This window comes from Massilistercora timonensis, from assembly GCF_048354975.1.
Taxonomy (GTDB): domain Bacteria; phylum Bacillota; class Clostridia; order Lachnospirales; family Lachnospiraceae; genus Massilistercora; species Massilistercora timonensis.
In genome coordinates this window covers 19,794-35,488 of sequence record NZ_DBGCJQ010000061.1, presented here as the reverse complement: position 1 = coordinate 35,488, position 15,695 = coordinate 19,794, and the positions used below count along the sequence as shown (strand labels likewise).

Below are 15,695 nucleotides of genomic sequence, written 5' to 3'. Positions count from 1 at the left end.
CTCTTACCCCCATCCAGCAATTACTGATTCATTTTCTTTCAATTATAACCATTTTTGACCAGAAATCAAACAAGCAGATCCGCCAGGATCTCCTCCTGCCATTTCACATCCGTGATCTGCGGCACTTTCGCGAAAGAAGCTTTGACTGCCTTTACGATCTCCTTGTAATAGATCCCTTTCTCAAGGAAAGCCAGGATCTCCTTATTGGTAAAGGGCATGATCACAACCCCGTCCACTTTGGCGTGAGTGTCCGTAGATTCCAGGGATACCGCCGCAACGGCTCTCCAGATATTGACGGTATTATAATCCAGCTCATCTGCTATGAAGAAGGTGATCGTCTCCTTCGTCCCGCCGGCCGCCTTCAGGTTCAGGGAGTGCCGCAGCACCGGCTCCCATTCTCCCCTCTTCTGTGCCTGCTTGTTCATAAGCGTCACCTCAAGCATGAGCACCAGGTCATCATAGTCGATCACAATATCGCCCTCTCCGCCGCCGGCGTGGATCACCGGTTCAAAATCAGCGTTCAGGGTCAGGTTCAGACTGTGATACAGGTCAAACTCTCCCTTCGAGATATAGTACCAGGCGATCCCGATCATGTACTCGTATATGGTGGGCACGGTGGCTCCGTCATTTACCGCCTTCTTGATCTGGCTGTCCTTCTTCCGGTCTGAGAACAGGGGAAGAAGCTCCATAACCCTCTCCCTGGGATATTTTTCATTGATATGAGCCATAAATCCGGCGCTTTTCTGCTCACTGAGACGCTTCCTCACGTCAGCAGATCCGGTTACGCCCAGCAACTGTTCCAGCCTGTTCGTTATGGCATGGATATCATCCTGGGAATACCGGAAGATCTCCGCAAGGGAGAGATTCTTCCCGAAGTAAGAATCCTCCACGCCCTCATAGCGCATATATTCTTCTTCCGTCATCTCCCCGAACACCTGCCCCCGCAGCTCTTCCACATCCAACATATGAGAGAGGATCTCCCGGTAAGATAATTCCGGCAGATTCTTAAACCGGAACAGGCCGGTAGCGCCCAGCAGACGAACGGTGGTGTCCGAGTACTCCCGGATTCCGTCGATCCACTTGGATCTGGCAAACGCCGTATAAAAGGCTCCCACGAGATCCCCGGAAGCCAGGAAGGGATGATCCTTATTTTTCTCCAGGAACCGTTCCAGGTCGTATCTGCTGCCCCGGTTCCCCGCTGCGAAGATGGCTTTCCCATATCCAAAGGCTTTGTACAGGGAAGCGCTGCTCTCCCGGTCCAGACATTCCAGCAGATCCCCATAAGCCGCTTCTGTCCGGTCGTCCCGGAATGCTTTCAGGGCGCGGAAGAAATCGTAGTACGTCCTGGATATGGAATCATTGCTTTTTGATCCCTTGAAAATGCGCCGGAACACGTCATATTCCACATCGTTTTTTCCGGCCAGCTCTTCCGGAATAACAATGTGGATATCCCGGATGGCTTCCTCCAGTTCTGAAACACATTTCCCTTTCCTGCGGACCGCTTCCTTCACTTCCTCGCTGCTGTAGGGGGAGAGCCCCTGGACAATCACCTCAAAGCTGTGGGCGTCTATGGCCTCGTCATCCAGCAGCAGCACCAGCGCCATAAGGAAGGGAGAGTAGAAACTCCGCTTCCCGTTAACAGGAGAGCCAAAGATCTTCAGTTTGGACAATTGCCTGAGAAGCGCCAGGTTCACATTGTCCAGCGGCAGTAATTCCTCCAGTTCGTCCCGGACGATGGTTCCCTTCAGGTAAGAATAACCCGCCTCGGTGATCTTCCGGTTCCCGTCCGCGAATCCCATCTTCACCAGGTTGCTGGTGTAATGGCGGGCCCGTTTCTCAACGGCCTCATCCAGGTCTTTCGCCAGTCCTGGCAGATTCTCCGCCACCCATCGTTTGTCTCTGTCCAGAAATTTCCGGCGGTCATCGCCCAGCTCCCGGATGAAGCGATCGTAGTTGCTGTGTTTCTTAAAAACATCTGGTGACTTCTCCAGCGCCTTTTCATAGAACAGGAACTGGGACAGACTCTCCGGATAGGTTCCCCAATGTTCAGCGGGGAAGGTTTCCTGCAATTCCTCCAGGATCTCCAGATAGATTTTCAGGGCATTCAGGACATCGCTTCGTCTGCCGTTTGTATCCATCAGATTAAAGATCTGATTTCTCTCAACGATCATATTGGCACCTCACCGTTCTGGTTCATAATTGATGATCAGCACTTCTTCCGAGGAAGAGCTTCGGTCTTTGGTCTGATAACTGGAATTGGAATAGCTGTAGTCAAGTCCCACTGCCTGGTACCGGCCTGTATTCCGGGCCAGCCAGTCAAGCAGGATCTCATTTTCCCGCCCCTTGCTCCTGAGCACGTTGGACAGAGCAAAGCGGATCTTCCTTCCATCCAGCTCATCCAGGAAGGAAAGAAGCGCCCGCTCGGCATCCGCATCCCACCCGCCCTGCTCATTATAAGTGGCGCAGGTGATGAGATAGGGCGGATCCGCATAGACAAAATCCCGGGATGTCCAGGCAGAAGTGTCAAGCTCTCTGAAATCATAGCAGGTGAAACAGCAGTCCTGCTCCCGGATCCGGTCCAGGAAGGCAAGGAGTTTCTGCTCCATCCTTCCGTTAAAGTCTCTTTTCCCCACCGGCAGGTTAAATTCTCCATCGGCATTAAACCGGATCTGGTTGTTGAAGGCATACACGATCAGCACATAGAGCATGACGTAGTAGTAATCGTCCCGCTCCCCGGCTCCGTGCCTCTGGTTAAAATCTCTGCGCAGCTTCAGATACCCTTCCCTGTTCCAGCTTCCAAGTCCCTTGCTGCTGTCGCAGTGGTAATGGGCGTACCCGTTCCTGCTCACCAGAGAAAGGCCGTAGCTCTCTATGATCTCGTAGATCCATCCCAGCAATCTTTCTTTGTCCAGCTTCTGGAACGTGCGATACAGACGGAACAGATTCTCATTCCGGTCGTTGTATATGACCTGGCTGCAGTCCACATTGAGGCCCACGTTGCAGCCTCCACAGAACAGGTCTACGAAGACGCGGATGTCTCCCGGGAACAACGGCAGGATCTGCGGCAGCAATTTGTATTTGCCGCCGGTATAGTTAAGGGGTGACTGGATCATATCGTCTGCTCCTCATCAAAACAAGTACATAGAAATAACCGCTCCGCATTCTCAGGGAGATCGGATTTCCCGGTGGTAAAGGCCTTATAGCTCTCCTCAAAAACCTTTACCTCCCCTTTGCGGCCCAGGATCCGCATAATGTCATCATCGGAGATCTTGGCGTTGGAACGGCCGTTTCCCTTCTCCGCCATATTGTTGTAGGAAAGCAGGATATACCTGGCCTTGATATCCTGGATCAAGGTCTCAAATGCCTTGGTCGCTCCGGTGGTGCAGTATCTGCTCTTCATCCCGCTCCGGTCCATCTTCTTCGCCACGCCGAATACTTCCGGCTTCTCCCACCGCGCCACATTCTCAAGCAGATGATAGGTGTCACAGTACTGCCTTGAGTTGTAGGGCGGGTCGATATAGACAAGATCCGCCTCGATCCTTTTGACCAGGTTGTTGGCGTCCTCATTGAAACACTGGTTCTGCGGGTTGTTGTGAACCTCTGCCAGCGGAACGCAAAGCTCCAGCGACCCTTCGAATTTGGCTCCCTTCCTGTAGGCGTCATAATGCCCGCAGGTCACAGCGATCCGGTCCATGGCGTAGAGCAGGGACGTGATCAGGATGGCACGCTCTCTCCGGTTGAGATTGCCTCTTTTGTAATTCCGCTCAATATCCTCCCGGATATACCCGATCCTGGCGCAATCCCTTTTGCTGAAATAAGTATCCGCGAAATTGCGGGTCATATAATTCTCTCCGGGATTGATCTTCCCGTTATACCGGACCACCTGGTCGATGATCTTCCGGGGCTCATAGGGTTCCGCGCCGAACCAGGCATAGTTGCAGATGTAATTGCTGTACATCAGGTCGTTGGTGATCAGGGTCTTGTCGGCAAAAGCCGAGGACACTGCGCCCGTGCCAGCGAAAATGTCCGCCACCGTATGGATCTCGCGGCACTCCGCCTCCACAACGCTTTTGATAAAGGGGAGAAGCTTATACTTATTCCCCAGATACCGCCGGTTATTGATGGATGAAGTTTTGTAGGTTTTTGTCTCTTCCTGGCTCATTGCCTGTCCTCCGCCTCTTCATTGCTGTCATGACCCTATCACACAAGGTGTCCCATAAAACTCTCTTGTAAACACAGCGGCAGAGAAATCTTCTGCCTCTCTGCCGCCATAACTATTCTCTATTTCTTATTCCCACTCGATGGTTCCCGTCGGCTTCGGCGTCAGGTCGTAGCACACCCGGTTCACACCCGGTACTTCTTTGGTGATCCGGTCAGTGATGTGCTGCAACAGGGCGAAGGGCACGTCCTCCACCGTAGCTGTCATAGCGTCCTTGGTGTTCACGGCACGGATGATCACCGGCCACTCAAAGGAGCGCTTGCCTTCTTTCACACCCACAGACTTGAAGTCCGGGATGATGGTGAAGTACTGCCATACCTTGCCTTCCAGGCCGTTCTTCGCGAATTCCTCCCTGAGGATGGCGTCTGACTCCCGGACAGCCTCCAGACGGTCTCTGGTGATGGCGCCAAGGCACCGCACCCCAAGTCCCGGTCCCGGGAAGGGCTGACGGTATACCATGCCGTCCGGCAGGCCAAGGGCCTTACCTACCACCCGCACTTCGTCCTTGAAAAGCAGCTTCAGGGGCTCTACCAGCTCAAACTGCAGATCCTCCGGCAGGCCGCCCACGTTGTGGTGAGCCTTCACGCCGTCGCTCTCCAGGATGTCAGGATAGATAGTTCCCTGGGCCAGGAACTCGATCCCCTCCAGCTTTCTCGCCTCTTCTTCGAATACCCGGATAAACTCCGCGCCGATGATCTTACGCTTCTGCTCCGGTTCCTCCACCCCTTCCAGCTTGTCAAGAAAGCTGTCGATGGCGTCTACATACACCAGGTTGGCGTCCATCTCATCCCGGAACACCTGAACCACCTGCTCCGGCTCGCCTTTGCGCAGCAGGCCGTGGTTCACATGGACGCACACCAGCTGTTTGCCGATGGCCTTGATAAGAAGCGCCGCCACAACAGAGGAATCCACTCCTCCGGACAGAGCCAGCAGCACCTTTTTGTCGCCTACCTGCTCCTGAATCTCTTTTATCTGTTCTTCAATAAATGCCTCCGCCAGTTCACTGGTTGTAATACGGACCATATCGTCCGGACGTTTGCTGTTATCCATCCCTTTTATCTCCTTTTTTCGTAAAATGATGAACCCTTTGTAAACCTAAAGATATTATAGAGGAAAAATCAGCGAAGGGCAACCGGATTTCACGCTTCTTTCTTTCCTCCTGCCACGCCGCAGTAGATCACAAATGCCAGGAACAAAACGGCGATGGCCATCCACCCTGCCAGGGCTGTGGTGCCCATGGGCGCAAACTTGTCATAGTATCCCTTCAGATAGATCACCATGATGATCAGCGGGATCCCGTAAGCCACATAATTCTTAAGTCCCCGCGGGAATCTGGGGCCCTTGCCGGTATTGGCCTCTTCCAGGAACTTCTCCCAGCCCCAGCCGTTCTTCCGGGTACAGAAGAGCACATAGCCAAGGCTGCCCAGAGGAAGCAGGTTGTTGGACACGATAAAGTCCTCCAGATCCATGATGGTGCTTCCCTCTCCCAGCGGCTGGAAGCCTGCCAGCACGTTGAAGCCCAGTACGCAGGGCATACTCAGCAGGATGATCAGTACCGCGCTCACGATCACGCTCTTGCTCCGGGACCATCCAAACAGGTCCATGTCAAAGGAAATAATATTCTCAAATACCGCCACTACCGTGGTAAACGCGGCAAAGGTCAGGAACAGGAAGAAAAGCCCGCCCCAGAACGCGCCGCCCGGAATCTGGGCGAAAATATTGGGGATGGTGATAAAGATCAGGCTGGGACCGGATCCCGGCTCGATGCCAAAGGCAAAGCAGGCTGGAATGATGATAAATCCCGCCGTCAGCGCAACGCTGGTATCCAGGGCTGTGATGCTCACCGCCTCCCCCAGAAGTGCCCGGTCTTTGGGCATATAGCTTCCGAAGATCATCATGGCGCCGATACCGATGGACAGGGTAAAGAAGGACTGGCTCAGGGCCGCGAAGATCACATTTCCAATGCCCTGCTCCGCCATCTTGGCAAAATCCGGAACCAGGTAGAAATGAATTCCTTCTCCCGCTCCCTCCATGAATACAGAGTGGATCGCCAGAATGATCATCAGTACCAACAGAATGGACATCATGAACTTAGACGCCCGCTCGATCCCCTTCTGGATCCCGAACACGCACACCGCGAATCCGATCACGCAGATCAGGATGGTCCAGAAAGCCATCACCGGCATGTTGCCCATCACTTCAGAGAAGGCCGCCGTCACTTCCTCGGTGCTGGCGCCGTTGAAATCACCTTTGATACTCTTAAAACAGTAATACAGAAGCCATCCGCCTACGGTGGTGTAGAACATCATCAGAAGATAGCTTCCCACGATGCCGATCCATTTCGTCCAGTGCCACTTCGTCCCCTCCGGCGCCAGCTTCTCAAAAGAAGCCGCCACGCTGAACCGGCTGGCACGGCCGATGGAAAACTCGCATACCAGGACGGGGATCCCCATGATCAGCAAAAAGATCAGGTAGATCAAAATAAATGCCGCCCCTCCATATTCCCCGCAAAGATACGGGAATTTCCATACATTTCCGATCCCGATGGCACACCCTGCGGATACCAGGATGAACCCGATCCGGGAACCGAATGTTTCTCTCTTCATTCCTCTCGTCTCCCTTCTATCCTTAAACAGCAAAACAGAAGCCCTCTCCGGCTTCTGTCCGCCACCTTTTTATTTTACTGTAAGATCTTCATTCTGTCCAGATGAAATCACGAATTTTCCGCCCCTGCCCGGCTGTTCCGGATGACCTCCCTAAGAGGCAGGATACTGGCAGGCGGAACCGAAAGCTCGTCCACCCCCATCTTCACAAAGACTTTCGTCAGCTCCGGGTCTGATCCCAGATCCCCGCAGATCCCCACCCGGCAGCCTTGTGCGTGTCCGTTTTCCACCACCATCCGGATCATCTGCAGGATCGCCGGATGACGAGGATCATAGTAAGCGCCAAGATTCCCGTTCTGCCGGTCCACCGCCAGGGTATACTGGGTCAGATCGTTAGTCCCGATACTGAAGAAATCCACCTCCGCCGCCAGTTCCCGGCTGATCATCACAGCCGCCGGCGTCTCGATCATCACCCCCTGGGGAAAGTCCTTCCAGGGGATTCCTTCTTTCGTCAGTTCTTCCCTGGCCTCCTTAAGGATCTCCTGGATCTTTTGCACTTCCGCAACCGAGATGATCATGGGATACATTACTTCCAGATTCCCCCAGACACTGGCTCTGAGAAGGGCCCGCAGCTGGGTGCGGAATAACTCCCGGCGCTTCAGGCACAGCCGGATCCCCCGGCAGCCAAGGGCCGGATTTTCCTCCCGGGCCATCCCAAGATACGCTGCCTGCTTATCCGCTCCTGCGTCCAGGGTCCGGATCACCACTCGCTTCCCCTGCATCTTCTCCAGCACGGACTTATACTCCAGGTACTGCTCTTCCTCCGACGGGCTCTCCTCCCGCCCCAGGTAGAGATATTCACTGCGGAAAAGGCCTACGCCCGCCCCGTCCTGTTCTATAACTTCCTCTATATCCCGGGCGCTTCCGATATTGGCCATCAGCTGGATCTCTTTCCCGTCCAGCGTCACGTCCCCGGCTCCTTTCAGCTTCTCAAGCCGCGCCCTCTCTTCACTCTCTTCCCGTTGCCGCCTGCGGTATCCCTCCAGCAGGTCCACTTCCGGATCCAGGATCACAAGCCCCTCTTCACCGTCCAGCACTGCCATTCTCCCATTCCAGTCCGCCCTCACCGGGACGCCCAGGATGGCCGGGATCCCCATGGTCCGGGCCAGGATCGCCGTGTGAGAGGCAACCGAGCCCTGTTCCGTCACGATCCCTGCAAGCCGAGCCGGATCCATCCGCAGGGTATCACTGGGAGACAGATCCTTCGCCGCCAGAATCACCGGCTCCTCTCCCACCGGCAGGGATCCTCCGGCCGCCTCTTCCGTAAGAATCTCTTCTTCCTGAAGATTCTCCAGAAGCCGCCGGGTGATATCCCGGATATCCGCTTCCCTTGCCCGGAAGTATTCATCCTCCATCCGGACGAACATCCGGGCATAATGCTCCCCCGCGGCAGCCACCGCATACTCCGCGTTGACCTTCTCTTTCTCGATCATTTCCGTGATACAGGCATGAAAGTCCTCATCCTTCAGGATCGTCACATGGGCCGCAAAAATCTGGGCTCCGGATTCTCCCACCTCCTGCGCCGCTTTTCCGGCCAGTTCTTCCAATTGCCCGGCAGCCGCTTCCTTCGCCCGGCAAAACCGGGCCAGCTCCGCCGCCGGGTCCTTTCCCTCCTCCCGCCGCACTTCCTGCGCCTTCCGGGAGTAGAAGAAAACCTTCCCTGCCGCGATCTTATTTAAGACGGATCTTCCTGTGTACTGCTCCATGTTCCTTTCCCCCTTCCCCAGGCCAGCAGAAGAAGCCCTGCCGCCAGTATAAAGATGGAGATAAACTGGGATGTACTAAGAGCCCCCACACTCCCACGCTCCAGATCTCCCCGGAAGAATTCCAGGATAAACCGGCCGATGCTGTAGAACACCAGGTAGCACCCGGCCACGATCTTATCCTTCTTCACATGCCGGGCGATCAGACACAGCACGGCAAAGTTCAGAAAATCCAGCAGGCTGGAATAGATCTGGGTGGGGATCAGCGCCACCCCGTTGGGGGCGAAATCCGAGTTCTGGAAGGTGATGGACAACGCCGACGTGGTCTCCCGCCCGTAGCAGCACCCCGCCAGCAGACAGCCGATCCGTCCAAATCCCTGGGCAAGGGCAATGGCAGGCGCCACCAGGTCAAAATATTTCCAGAAATCCTGTTTTTTGATCCGGCAGGCCACATACCCTGCCAGCACGCCTCCGATGATTCCGCCGTACACCACGAACCCCTCGGAGAGCAGAAGGCTGAAATCCTTGAGAAGTTCATCCAGGATAGTCAGATAGTAACAAAGCTTGGCCCCCAGAAGCCCGAAGATGATCGAACTGAAGAACAGGATATAGACCATATCCGTATCCATCCCCCGCTTCCTGGCCCGGTACTCCGTCACAAGGTAAGCTGCGGCAAATCCAATGCCGATCATCAGTCCATAGCCGTGTATAGTAAATTTCCCAATAGTAAGCAAATCGTTGTGCATATCATTTCTCCCTGCGTTTTTATTGCTTTCCTAACTATAGCATATTTGGAACCGATTAAAAAGCCCAATCTGCTTCTTGACCCGCCCCTGCTCCCTGGTGTTATAATATTCTAATCTGATGGAAAGGAAGTCTTCCCCTATGTCTGCACTACGAAAATTTATTCATTATTATCAGCCTTATAAAACCGTATTTTTCCTGGATCTTTTCTGCGCCACCTTCATAAGCGTGGTAGATCTTCTCTATCCCCAGTTCCTGCGGACTGCCATCGACCGCCTGTTTACCGGGGACAGGGAAACCATTCTCCATGCCCTGCCTCTTATCGGCCTCGGGCTTTTCATTATGTATGTGCTCCAGAGCCTGTGCAAATATTATGTCAGCTACCAGGGACACATGATGGGCGCCCACATGGAACGGGACATGCGCTCCCGCCTCTTCGACCACTATGAGAAGCTGTCCTTCTCCTACTATAATCAGAACAACTCCGGCCAGATGATGAGCAAGCTGGTCTCTGACCTCTTCGACATCGCGGAATTCGCCCACCACGGCCCGGAGAACCTGTTCATTTCCCTGATCAAGATCGTTGGTTCCTTTATCTTCCTGTTCCTGATCAACTGGCAGCTGGCCATTCCGCTGCTTGCCCTGGTGATCTGCATGCTGATCTTCTCCATCAGCCAGAACAGACGGATGCAGGCCACCTTCCTGGACAACCGCCGCAAAATCGGGGATGTGAACGCCAGCCTCCAGGACACCCTGGCCGGCATCCGGGTGGTGCAGTCCTTCGCCAACGAGGACATTGAACGGGAGAAATTCGCCAGAAGCAATCAGGGATTCCTCCGCTCCAAGGACGCCAACTACAAATGTATGGGCGATTTCACCGGAGGGAATCTTTTCTTCCAGGGCATGATGTACCTGGTGACCCTGGTCTACGGCGGCTATCTCATCGCCCAGGGCCGGATGGACGTGGTGGATCTGTCCATGTACGCCCTCTATATCGGCATCTTTATCAGTCCCATCCAGATCCTGGTAGAGCTGATGGAAATGATGCAAAAAGGCCTCTCCGGCTTCCGCCGCTACCTGGATGTGATGGGCACAGAGATCGAGATCCAGGACAAGCCGGACGCAAAGCCTCTCACCGATATCAAGGGCACTGTCACCTATGAAGACGTGTCCTTCCACTATCCGGACGATGACGCCCCGGTGCTGGAACATGTCACCTTTGAGATCCAGGCCGGCCGTTCCGTGGCTCTGGTAGGGCCTTCCGGCTCCGGCAAGACCACCATCTGCAACCTGCTGCCCCGGTTCTATGATGTGACCGGCGGCCGGGTGCTGATCGACGGCAAGGACGTGCGGGACCTGACCCTTTCCTCCCTGCGGGGCCAGATCGGCATCGTCCAGCAGGACGTTTATCTCTTCTGCGGCACCATCCGGGAAAATATTGCCTACGGCAAGCCCGGCGCCTCCGAAGAAGAAATCGTGGAAGCGGCCAGAAGGGCCAACATCCACGACTTTATCGTAAGCCTTCCCGAAGGCTATGACACTTATGTGGGAGAGCGGGGCACCCGGCTCTCCGGCGGACAGAAGCAGCGCATTTCCATTGCCAGAGTCTTCTTAAAGAACCCGCCCATCCTGATCCTGGACGAGGCCACCAGCGCCCTGGACAACGAGAGCGAACGCTGGATCCAGAAGAGTCTGGACGCCCTGTCCCACAACCGTACTACTATCACCATCGCCCACCGGCTGTCCACCATCCAGAATGCCGATGAGATCCTGGTGGTGGCTGACAACGGCATCGCGGAGCGGGGCACCCATGAGGAGCTGCTTGCCCTTGGGGGAATTTACGCCGGGTATTATCGGTAACACTTTTAAGCAGAACAAAGCCGGAATGGTTTATCCATCCGGCTTTGTTCACAAAAATCACGCTATAGACTCTCCTTAAGCTTCCTGATCTCACCCTCAGTCAGTCCATCCACGATCTCCAGGATTTCTTCTTGTGAAAATCCTCTTCCCAGCAACTTCCGCGCAGTATTTTCCCTCTGTTTTTCTGCTTCTTTCGTTACTTCTTTCACCGCTTCTAATTTCTCTTCCTCAAACAGCTGCCCTACCTTTGTCAACATAATCCACTCCTTTATCTGCTTCGAATCCTCTTTCGTGATCACCTTATCTGAGAATACCAGCATTCCGGATAAGATGAAGGTCTGCACTTTTACATCTGCCACTTCTCGCGCCAACCTAAAACATCTGCGGATACATTCCTGCTTTTCTTGTTTCCCCTTATGTGTCAGGGGAAGAACAATAAACCGCATTTGATCCTCCGCTGTCAGTGGTTCGTGCTCTTTTATCTTTTTTGCCAATTCTCTTTCTGTCTCTTCCCAGTCCATCTCACATAAGAACGCTTCTTCCACTTGTAAACGCAGACATCCCACGTCAAGCACCGGCTGGGTTTGCCGTGGTTCAATATCCGCAGTATAGATTACGATCATACGGATCTTCAAAGCAGACTCGTTCCTGATTCTCCATTTTTTCATATACCGCTTGACCGTACATGAAATGTAATCCAGGTACTTCACCTTATCCCCGCTGTCATAATCACTCTCCTAATCCTATTATAGAAACTCTCCAGACAAATAACAAGCGTTCCTTGTATTACAGTCTCCTTATTCTTTTTTCAGTTCTCTGGATAATTCCGGCAGAAATGCCGTCTCCGATCATTGGCAGAACACTCGATTCGTGTTCTGATGAAATCAGTATAAACGCCCGGCTCATAAAAGGCAAGAAAAATCGGCACAGCCTTGCCAGGAATTCTGTGCCGATTCTTTTTTATTCGTATTCCCCTTTCACGACTTTCCGTCCCTGCAGCACCGTCTGATTCTTATTCACAAAGGACCGCGTCCGCGCCCGCAATAGGACTTTCCGCCCTTCCGGCGTCCGGGTATAGACAGTCTGGAATCTCCCCAGCGCCTTGCGGATATGTTTCTCAAAGACATAAACCCGGTCCTTGTGCTTCCCGAAGATCTCAGGAACCGCGTAAAACTCTTTGGCCTTCTGGGGCTTTCTTCCTCTCACCAGCAGATACCTGGGGTTGTCGATGACGCCCCAGATCTCCTCCATGCAGACTGCGAATGTGGTCTTGTCCCGCATGGTCCCGCCTTTCAGCGCCACGCTGATCACCGCCCCCTGCAGGGATTCTGTTTCCACCCGACTGTGCTGCGGATCCTCCAACTCCCCAAGCTCTTCCAGAGCTGCGGCCACCGCCTGGCCGATCTGGCGCATCCGCTTCTGCGGGGTGCTGAACTTGAACAAAAGATATCCGAATCTTCCGATCCCCAGACAGCCCAGGACCGTGATCACCATCAGGACCTTTGGCACCAGTGATCCGGGATATCGGTAAGTCATCTCGAAGAACAGCCGGACAGCCTCGGAAAGTACTGCTGACAGGATACTCAGGATCATAAATCCCAGAGCATGAACGAAAATGTACCCGGTATTGGCAGCCTCTTTGGGGATGTCCTCCCGCTGGCGCACCTCCATTCCGCCCCGGATCTCTTTCAGAGACTGCTGCCATCTCTGGCGCAGCCCTTCCCGGTCAGCCGCCCTTAAGAGCATGGTCTCATTGATCTCTTCCATCTCATCCCGGGTGTCAAACTCCGGGATCCCCAGACGCTCAATGCCGCTCTCGATCACCGGTTCCTGCCAGGATACCCCCAGGAAAGAGTCAAACCGGCGGACCAGTGTCTCGTAGTCCCCGGAAAGGTCCGGGTGCTTTTCCTTCCCCTTCTTCTGGGGGAAGATACAGGCCAGATGCCAGATATTGCCGGTCTTCTCCGGATGGTTCTTATCCGTACGGATGGTCCGGCCCCGCATCTGATTGCTCAACATAAAGGACCCTACATAGGTTGCCAGGATCAGCGAATTGATACAGGGAGCGTCCCACCCCTCGCCCAGCAGGGATTTGGTCCCCACCAGGGCGTTGATCTGCCCCTGCTCAAAAAGCTCTGTCACCACAGCCACCACATGGGTCTGCTTCCCCTTCACCTGCAGTTTCCCGTAGCCGGTCTCCCGGATGGGAGAGAGGGTTCCCTCACAGTCTTTTTCCGCCATCAGCTTCTCCAGGATCTCCTTTGTGTCCAGGGGTACGACGACCACGGAACCACTGAGAACTCCAAGCCTGATCCCGGCCTGATTTTTGCGTCGCAGGAACTCAAAGATAGGCACTGCCCCGATCTCCGCAGTCATATCTTCCTCCGTCCCCACAACGGACAGCTTTTCTTTCTTGATATAGTCGCACAGGATAAGGAGCCTGAGCCGTTCTCCCATGGCCTGCTGTTCTGTCTCCACAATCCTGCCGATGCTCTCCATCTTGCCCTGACTCTTGACCAGAAGCTTCTGCAGGGCGTCCTTGTGGGTCAGGGAAACCTTCTTCCTATAGATACATCCCGCTTCCTTCAGCTGTTTCTGGATCCCTTCCCTTGCTTCCTCTGATACCAGATAAGAGTCTGTATCGTCATAGAGGAATCCCTGCAGCAAGGCTTCCAGCCACTTATCCGTCAGTTCCGGCAGTCTTCCCTCTGTCCCGATCAGCCGCCGCAGATAGGGTGGAAAGGGGATCCCCTGGGCCTGGCAGAAGATGAGAAGGGCAGAGAAATACTTGGGCTCCTCCAGGAATTTCTCACTGTATCCTTCCGGATCCTGCAATCCCTTATGGGTGGCGATCATCCGGGTAAATTCCGGGCCGGTCAGAAGCTCCCGGTATACGCCGGCCGTCTGCTCCTGGTACTTCCCGATCTCTTTTAGCTCTTCTTTCGTAGGCCAGTTAAAATAAACATAGTCCTCATGGGGACAAAGGCTCCCCTCCCGCACCAGCTCCGGCGTAAAGATCTCTTCGTCGATAGGACCGCACAGATCCGTGTACCGCTTCCACTGCCCGGCAGTACTGTCATAGGGCGGCGTGGCAGTCAGCGCGATCACCGTCATCCCCTTCATCTCTTTCATAAAACTTTCCAGCGCTTTCCACCACTCGCTGCGCAGGTGATGGGCCTCATCCAGGCAGATCGTCTTCACCCCGGCTTCCTTCACCGCCGCCAGGATATCAAACTCCCGGAAGTCTACCGCCTCCGTTTCTTCAGCAAGAACCGGATCCGGCTCTTCGTCTTCTTCCTCCCCCTGATCCCGAAGCTCTCCCTGATAATGTTTCATGGCGCTGTACAGCGCCTGATAGGTGATGGCCGTGATCGGCTTCATCTGCTTCAGGTCATTGGACATCAGTTCCTCCGGCGCCTGTCCTTCTACAAGAAATCCTTCTGTGATCCGGGCAAGCCACTGCTGCCGAATGGTAATGCTGGGCGACAGGATCAGACAGGGCTCCCCCAGCCGCCGGATCAGCTCAATGCCAAGGGTTGTCTTCCCCGAGCCCGGCGCCGCCACAATATGCAGCTTGCCGTCCGCCAGATATTTTCCCGAATTGGACAGGACCCGCTCCTGGTAATCCCGCCAGGTCCCCTTAAATTGTAAAATGTTATCGTATCTGTTTCCCATCTCCATCTTACCCCCGCTTCTCCACCAAAATATCCATCCCCAGCAAATGTATGATCTGCAGGGTCTTTCCTATTTCTGCCGTCGCTTTCCCTCGTTCCAGATCTGAGATAAAACTAACGCTGAAGCCACTGAATTCAGCCAGATATGTCTGCGTATAATGAAGCTCTTTGCGCCTTTCTCGTATCGCTGTGCCAAGAGATTTGGTATCAATAATTTTCATATTTTCCCCATTTCTATGCCGTACGGCAAAATTGTAATTTTTTCATACTTTTTTTAGCCGTACGGCTAATTCCATTATAATTTATCCACCTGCTTATTGCAAGTTTTCTGGCGCACCAAAAAAGACAGAGTATGTATCTTCTACATACTCTGTCTTGCAATTTCAATCAATGAAACTATTCTTTTATCGGGCAGCTTTCTCCAGCGCTTCGCAGATCTTCTGCATTCCCAGCTTCTGCTCTTTCACCTTTGCCGTGATCGAGTTGTTGACCAGAGACAATTTTAATTTCGTCTTTCCACTCTTCATCTTAATGATCCTCTGGGACGGAACCAGTCCCTTTTTGATCTTTACCTCATCAAACTGATCAAAGGGAATACAGATCTTCCCATATATATGAGAAATGTCCAGAGTCTCCAGCACTGCGATCACCAGGAACCGCTCTGTAACCCCCACATAACAGTACACATTACTCAGCGCCCCCAACGCCAGCATTTCCGCTGTTCCGGACATCAAGGTGCCCCATGCCTGTCCCTGATAAGTTTCTCCCTCCGGGCAGATCGCGTCCAACATCTGTTTCATATCGGTATCATTCATCAACAATGCCATATCCG

At 53.8% G+C, this 15,695-nt stretch carries 12 protein-coding genes; 1 reads left to right on the top strand and 11 read right to left on the bottom strand.

From position 1 onward, the window contains the following. Window positions 1-65: 65 nt before the first annotated feature. From ACML7B_RS05320 to lgt, 7 genes are all read right to left on the bottom strand, one after another. Window positions 66-2,171 (bottom strand): AlwI family type II restriction endonuclease, encoded by a 2,106-nt coding sequence (locus tag ACML7B_RS05320; RefSeq protein ID WP_418539602.1) that lies wholly within the window; start codon window positions 2,169-2,171, stop codon window positions 66-68. Window positions 2,172-2,180: 9 nt separating this feature from the next. After that, window positions 2,181-3,113 (bottom strand): DNA adenine methylase, encoded by a 933-nt coding sequence (locus ACML7B_RS05315; RefSeq protein ID WP_418539600.1) that lies wholly within the window; start codon window positions 3,111-3,113, stop codon window positions 2,181-2,183. Beyond that, on the bottom strand, window positions 3,110-4,162 hold the full coding sequence (locus tag ACML7B_RS05310) for a DNA adenine methylase (protein ID WP_106789106.1): 1,053 nt from the start codon (window positions 4,160-4,162) through the stop codon (window positions 3,110-3,112). The genes ACML7B_RS05315 and ACML7B_RS05310 overlap by 4 nt, the downstream gene beginning before the upstream one ends. Window positions 4,163-4,288: 126 nt before the next feature. Beyond that, window positions 4,289-5,242, bottom strand: a complete 954-nt coding sequence (guaA, locus tag ACML7B_RS05305) for a glutamine-hydrolyzing GMP synthase (protein ID WP_418539665.1) — start codon at window positions 5,240-5,242, stop codon at window positions 4,289-4,291. 116 nt (window positions 5,243-5,358) lie between these two features. After that, window positions 5,359-6,825: a sodium-dependent transporter gene (locus ACML7B_RS05300; protein WP_418539598.1), complete on the bottom strand. Its 1,467-nt coding sequence runs from the start codon at window positions 6,823-6,825 to the stop codon at window positions 5,359-5,361. A gap of 107 nt (window positions 6,826-6,932) precedes the next feature. Continuing rightward, complete coding sequence (ptsP, locus tag ACML7B_RS05295; RefSeq protein WP_418539596.1) at window positions 6,933-8,588, bottom strand: phosphoenolpyruvate--protein phosphotransferase; 1,656 nt, start codon at window positions 8,586-8,588, stop codon at window positions 6,933-6,935. Then, window positions 8,558-9,331: a prolipoprotein diacylglyceryl transferase gene (lgt, locus tag ACML7B_RS05290; protein ID WP_346707585.1), complete on the bottom strand. Its 774-nt coding sequence runs from the start codon at window positions 9,329-9,331 to the stop codon at window positions 8,558-8,560. The genes ptsP and lgt overlap by 31 nt, the downstream gene beginning before the upstream one ends. A gap of 139 nt (window positions 9,332-9,470) precedes the next feature. On the opposite strand from lgt, the gene ACML7B_RS05285 reads away from it, so the two are divergent. Next, window positions 9,471-11,189: an ABC transporter ATP-binding protein gene (locus tag ACML7B_RS05285; RefSeq protein WP_418539594.1), complete on the top strand. Its 1,719-nt coding sequence runs from the start codon at window positions 9,471-9,473 to the stop codon at window positions 11,187-11,189. 62 nt (window positions 11,190-11,251) lie between these two features. Here ACML7B_RS05285 and ACML7B_RS05280 read toward each other — a convergent pair whose 3' ends face one another. The 4 genes from ACML7B_RS05280 to ACML7B_RS05265 all read right to left on the bottom strand — a co-directional run bounded on the left by ACML7B_RS05280 (window position 11,252) and on the right by ACML7B_RS05265 (window position 15,690). Next, on the bottom strand, window positions 11,252-11,812 hold the full coding sequence (locus ACML7B_RS05280) for a hypothetical protein (RefSeq protein WP_418539592.1): 561 nt from the start codon (window positions 11,810-11,812) through the stop codon (window positions 11,252-11,254). A 337-nt stretch (window positions 11,813-12,149) separates the two neighbouring features. Further along, entirely contained in the window at window positions 12,150-14,864 is a 2,715-nt protein-coding gene (locus ACML7B_RS05275) for a DEAD/DEAH box helicase family protein (protein ID WP_418539591.1), read from the bottom strand. A gap of 7 nt (window positions 14,865-14,871) precedes the next feature. Further along, complete coding sequence (locus ACML7B_RS05270) at window positions 14,872-15,084, bottom strand: helix-turn-helix domain-containing protein (protein ID WP_418539589.1); 213 nt, start codon at window positions 15,082-15,084, stop codon at window positions 14,872-14,874. Between the two features lie 183 nt (window positions 15,085-15,267). Then, window positions 15,268-15,690: a hypothetical protein gene (locus ACML7B_RS05265; protein WP_346707580.1), complete on the bottom strand. Its 423-nt coding sequence runs from the start codon at window positions 15,688-15,690 to the stop codon at window positions 15,268-15,270. Between the last annotated feature and the right edge of the window lie 5 nt (window positions 15,691-15,695).

What these genes read in the sequence shown, in the direction of transcription:
- ACML7B_RS05320 (WP_418539602.1), bottom strand. Translation starts at nt 2,171, where the DNA reads ATGATCGTTGAGAGAAATCAGATCTTTAATCTGATGGATACAAACGGC.
- ACML7B_RS05315 (WP_418539600.1), bottom strand. Translation starts at nt 3,113, where the DNA reads ATGATCCAGTCACCCCTTAACTATACCGGCGGCAAATACAAATTGCTG.
- ACML7B_RS05310 (WP_106789106.1), bottom strand. Translation starts at nt 4,162, where the DNA reads ATGAGCCAGGAAGAGACAAAAACCTACAAAACTTCATCCATCAATAAC.
- guaA (WP_418539665.1), bottom strand. Translation starts at nt 5,242, where the DNA reads ATGGTCCGTATTACAACCAGTGAACTGGCGGAGGCATTTATTGAAGAA.
- ACML7B_RS05300 (WP_418539598.1), bottom strand. Translation starts at nt 6,825, where the DNA reads ATGAAGAGAGAAACATTCGGTTCCCGGATCGGGTTCATCCTGGTATCC.
- ptsP (WP_418539596.1), bottom strand. Translation starts at nt 8,588, where the DNA reads ATGGAGCAGTACACAGGAAGATCCGTCTTAAATAAGATCGCGGCAGGG.
- lgt (WP_346707585.1), bottom strand. Translation starts at nt 9,331, where the DNA reads ATGCACAACGATTTGCTTACTATTGGGAAATTTACTATACACGGCTAT.
- ACML7B_RS05285 (WP_418539594.1), top strand. Translation starts at nt 9,471, where the DNA reads ATGTCTGCACTACGAAAATTTATTCATTATTATCAGCCTTATAAAACC.
- ACML7B_RS05280 (WP_418539592.1), bottom strand. Translation starts at nt 11,812, where the DNA reads ATGATCGTAATCTATACTGCGGATATTGAACCACGGCAAACCCAGCCG.
- ACML7B_RS05275 (WP_418539591.1), bottom strand. Translation starts at nt 14,864, where the DNA reads ATGGGAAACAGATACGATAACATTTTACAATTTAAGGGGACCTGGCGG.
- ACML7B_RS05270 (WP_418539589.1), bottom strand. Translation starts at nt 15,084, where the DNA reads ATGAAAATTATTGATACCAAATCTCTTGGCACAGCGATACGAGAAAGG.
- ACML7B_RS05265 (WP_346707580.1), bottom strand. Translation starts at nt 15,690, where the DNA reads ATGGCATTGTTGATGAATGATACCGATATGAAACAGATGTTGGACGCG.